We start from the raw sequence: 1,797 nt of genomic DNA on the forward strand, positions 1-1,797 counted from the left end.
GGCCTGCTGCATGGCGACTGCATGACCATCACCGGGAAGACCGTGGCCGAGAACCTGGCCGACGTGCCGGCGCTGAAAGCCGACAACAAGGTCATCCGCCAGGTCGGCAACGCGCTGTATGCCGAAGGGCACCTGGCCATCCTGAAGGGCAACCTGTCGCCCGAAGGCTGCGTGGCCAAGATCACCGGCCTGAAGAACCCGGTGATCACCGGCCCGGCCCGTGTGTTCGACGACGAGCAGTCGGCGCTGGCGGCCATCATGGCCAACCAGATCAAGGCCGGCGACGTGATGGTGCTGCGCTACCTGGGCCCCAAGGGCGGCCCCGGCATGCCGGAGATGCTGGCGCCCACCGGCGCGCTGATCGGCCAGGGCCTGGGCGAATCGGTCGGCCTGATCACCGACGGCCGCTTCTCGGGCGGCACCTGGGGCATGGTGGTGGGCCACGTGGCGCCCGAAGCGTATGAGGGCGGCACCATCGCGCTGGTGCAGGAAGGCGACTCCATCACCATCGATGCGCACCAGCTGCTGCTGAACCTGAACGTGCCGGACGAAGAAATCGCCCGCCGCCGCGCACAGTGGAAGCAGCCGGCACCGCGCTACACCCGCGGTGTGCTGGCCAAGTTCGCGAAGAACGCGGCCAGCGCCAGCGCGGGTGCGGTGCTGGACAAGTTCGACTGAACAAGCTGTTCAGCAAGAAGAACCAACGGGCCCGCGGGGCCCGTTTTTCCATGCCTGCGCCGCGGCCTACTTGCGCGGCTTGTGGCGCGTGTCCAGCCCCATGTCCTGCAGATGGCGCTCGCGCCGCCGGGCCTTCTTGGCTTCCATGCGGTCCATCGCCTTCTTCTGGGTGTAGCCGTACTTGTCGGCCCAGCCCCACCACAGCAGGGCCAGCACGAAGGGCGACAGCACCCACCACCACGACAGGCCGGCAAAAGGGCCCAGCGCCGCCAGCTTGAGGCCGATGGACAGCAGGCCCAGCGCAACGAACCACATCGTGACCCCCTTGCCGTCAACCCGGCGCTCTAGAATTCGTTCGAGTCAATGTACCGCACGACTTTTGCCATCGCTCGTCGAAAGGACCTCATGAACGCTCGCATTTCCGCCCTGTTCGCTGCCGCCCTGGCCGTGGGCGCGGTGTCTCCCGCCTTCGCCAACGCTGAGCTGGCCCAGAAGAAGAACTGCATGGCCTGCCACGCGGTCGACAAGAAGCTGGTCGGCCCCGCCTACAAGGACGTGGCCGCCAAGTACGCCGGCGACAAGACCGCCGTCGACAAGCTGGCCACCAAGATCCAGAAGGGCGGCGCCGGCGTCTGGGGCGCGGTGCCCATGCCCGCCAACCCGCAGGTCAACGAAGCCGAAGCCAAGCAGCTGGCGACCTGGGTGTTGTCGGTCAAGTAAGCTGGCCTCGGCCACTGTCAGAAAGGGCCCACACGGGCCCTTTTTGCTGGCCGCTTTTCAAGCAGGAGACGACGTGGATCGACGCCAGTGGTTGGGCGGCATCGCCGTCGTGGGTGCCATCGGGGGCTTTGGCTGCCTGCCTGTGGCGGCGGCCAAGACGGGCGCGGGTACGACGGGGCTGCCCGTGGTGCAGGTGTTCAAGGACCCGAACTGCGGCTGCTGTACCGCCTGGGTGCAGCACCTCGAGAAAGCAGGATTCACCGTGCAGGTGTCCGAGGTGAACGACACCGGCGCGGTGCGCCAGCGCCTGGGCATGCCGGCGCAGTACGGCGGCTGCCACACCGCGACGGTGGCCGGTTACGTCATCGAAGGCCACGTGCCCGCGGCGGAGATCCGGCA

The 1,797-nt window shown here is 67.7% G+C and carries 4 protein-coding genes; 3 read left to right on the forward strand and 1 reads right to left on the reverse strand.

Translation table 11 applies throughout. The annotated features are described in order from the left end of the window. Positions 1-678 (forward strand): dihydroxy-acid dehydratase (locus tag ABNT58_RS06915; protein WP_348752766.1); only part of this gene is annotated, 678 nt, incomplete at its 5' end. Between the two features lie 66 nt (positions 679-744). Here the strand turns inward: ABNT58_RS06915 and ABNT58_RS06920 are convergent. Next, positions 745-993, reverse strand: coding sequence for a TIGR04438 family Trp-rich protein (locus tag ABNT58_RS06920; protein ID WP_348752767.1), 249 nt, complete (start codon positions 991-993; stop codon positions 745-747). Positions 994-1,083: 90 nt separating this feature from the next. Between ABNT58_RS06920 and ABNT58_RS06925 the strand changes: the two genes are divergently transcribed. Next, positions 1,084-1,398 carry a c-type cytochrome gene (locus ABNT58_RS06925; RefSeq protein WP_348752768.1) on the forward strand — a complete coding sequence of 105 codons (315 nt, stop codon included), beginning with the start codon at positions 1,084-1,086 and terminating at the stop codon, positions 1,396-1,398. 73 nt (positions 1,399-1,471) lie between these two features. After that, a partial coding sequence (locus ABNT58_RS06930; RefSeq protein WP_348752769.1) for a DUF411 domain-containing protein occupies positions 1,472-1,797 on the forward strand: 326 nt, incomplete at its 3' end.

It is taken from the genome of uncultured Aquincola sp., from assembly GCF_964001545.1.
In the GTDB taxonomy this organism is placed as follows: Bacteria; Pseudomonadota; Gammaproteobacteria; order Burkholderiales; family Burkholderiaceae_C; genus Aquincola.